General features: G+C 71.0%; 1 protein-coding gene and 1 pseudogene. Both read left to right on the top strand.

Annotated features, from left to right (window positions below):
• The first annotated feature begins 69 nt into the window (after window positions 1–69).
• Window positions 70–1,980 (top strand): translational GTPase TypA, encoded by a 1,911-nt coding sequence (typA, locus tag HMPREF3105_RS10995; RefSeq protein ID WP_070709618.1) that lies wholly within the window; start codon window positions 70–72, stop codon window positions 1,978–1,980.
• A pseudogene (locus tag HMPREF3105_RS11000) lies at window positions 1,973–2,213 on the top strand (hypothetical protein); the annotation flags it as partial. The gene typA and the pseudogene HMPREF3105_RS11000, both read left to right, overlap by 8 nt.

A 2,213-nucleotide genomic window follows, 5' to 3' on the forward strand; every position in this document is an offset into this window, starting at 1 on the left:
TACAATCGCACGGGGGCCGCCGTCGTCGTGTGCCTCCACCCCTTTGATGTCGAACCGGACAGGACGCCCATGACCTCGACCGAAACCCGCCGCTCCGATCTGCGTAACGTGGCCATCGTGGCCCACGTGGACCATGGCAAGACCACGATGGTGGACGCCATGCTGCGCCAGACCGGTGCCTTCAACACGCACGGCGACGTCGCCGAGCGGGTCATGGACTCCGGGGACCTGGAGAAGGAGAAGGGGATCACGATCCTCGCCAAGAACACCACGGTGTTCTACTCCGGCCCGTCCGCCCCCGAGGGCGAGACCGTCACCATCAACGTGATCGACACCCCCGGCCACGCCGACTTCGGCGGCGAGGTGGAGCGCGGCCTGTCCATGGTGGACGGCGTCGTGCTGCTCGTGGACTCCTCCGAGGGCCCGCTGCCCCAGACCCGCTTCGTGCTCCGCAAGGCCCTCGCGGCCAAGCTGCCCGTGATCCTTGTGGTCAACAAGACGGACCGCCCCGACGCGCGCATCGACGGGGTCGTCTCCGACTCCATGGACCTGCTGCTCGGCCTGGCCTCGGACCTGGCCGAGGAGGACCCGGACCTGGACCTCGACTCGGTGCTGGACGTCCCCGTCGTCTACGCCTCGGGCAAGGCCGGCCGCGCCTCCCTGACCCAGCCCGCCGACGGCGCCCTGCCGGAGGCCGAGGACCTCGAGGCCCTCTTCAACGTGATCATGGAGCACATCCCGGCCCCGTCCTACACCGAGGGCGAGGTCCTCCAGGCGCACGTCACCAACCTGGACGCCTCCCCGTTCCTCGGCCGCCTCGCGCTGCTGCGCATCTTCAACGGCACCCTTCGCAAGGGCCAGCAGGTCGCGTGGGCCCGCCAGGACGGCGCCCTGAAGACCGTGAAGATCACCGAGCTGCTGGCCACCAAGGGCCTCGGGCGCGTGCCCGCGGAGGAGGCCGGCCCGGGCGAGATCGTCGCCGTCGCCGGCATCGAGGACATCATGATCGGCGAGACCCTCACCGACGCGGAGAACCCGAAGCCGCTGCCGCTGATCACGGTGGACGACCCGGCCATCTCCATGACCGTGGGCATCAACACCTCCCCGCTGGCCGGCCGCGTCAAGGGCGCCAAGGTCACGGCCCGCCAGGTGAAGGACCGCCTGGACAAGGAGCTGATCGGCAACGTCTCGCTCAAGGTGCTCCCCACCGAACGCCCGGATGCGTGGGAGGTGCAGGGCCGCGGCGAGCTCGCCCTGGCCATCCTCGTGGAGCAGATGCGCCGCGAGGGCTTCGAGCTCACCGTGGGCAAGCCGCAGGTGGTCACCCGGACCGTGGACGGCAAGGTCCACGAGCCGATGGAGCGCATGACCATCGACATCCCCGAGGAGTTCATGGGCGCGGTCACGCAGCTCATGGCCGCCCGCAAGGGCCGCATGCAGGAGATGTCCAACCACGGCACGGGCTGGATCCGCATGGAGTTCCTGGTCCCGGCCCGCGGCCTGATCGGCTTCCGCACCCGCTTCCTCACCGAGACCCGCGGCGCGGGCATCGCCTCCTCCTACGCGGCCGGCTACGAGCCGTGGACCGGTGAGATCGAGTACCGCACCAACGGCTCCCTCGTGGCCGACCGGGCGGGCTCCGCCACGCCGTTCGCCATGATCAACCTGCAGGAGCGCGGCACCTTCTTCGTGCAGCCGGGCGCCGAGGTGTACGAGGGCATGATCGTGGGCGAGAACTCGCGCGCCGACGACATGGACGTGAACATCACCAAGGAGAAGAAGCTCACCAACATGCGTGCGGCCTCCTCCGAGTCGTTCGAGGGCCTGACGCCCCCGCGCCGGCTCACCCTGGAGGAGTCCCTCGAGTTCGCCCGCGAGGATGAGTGCGTGGAGATCACCCCCGAGGACATCCGCATCCGCAAGGTCGTCCTGGACGCCAATGAGCGCCTGAAGGCCGCGCGCGCCCGCGCCCGTGCCTGAGCGTCCCCGCCGCCGCGCCCGGCCCGCCGACGTGGTGGGCGGGGCGTTGCTCGGCGTCGTCGCCGGCGCGCTCGGCACCGCCGTCCATCTGAACCTGGCCTCCCTGCCGGGCGGCTGGACCCTGCCCTGGGGTGCGGTGCTGGCGCTTGTGCTCGTGGGCTCGACACAGCGCTGGTGGATGGTCCGACGCGCGGGCCGCGGCGGGCGCGCCCTGCCGGCGGGGGCCGCGGTCG

This window comes from Micrococcus sp. HMSC31B01 (assembly GCF_001816085.1).
Classification (GTDB): Bacteria; Actinomycetota; Actinomycetes; order Actinomycetales; family Micrococcaceae; genus Micrococcus; species Micrococcus luteus.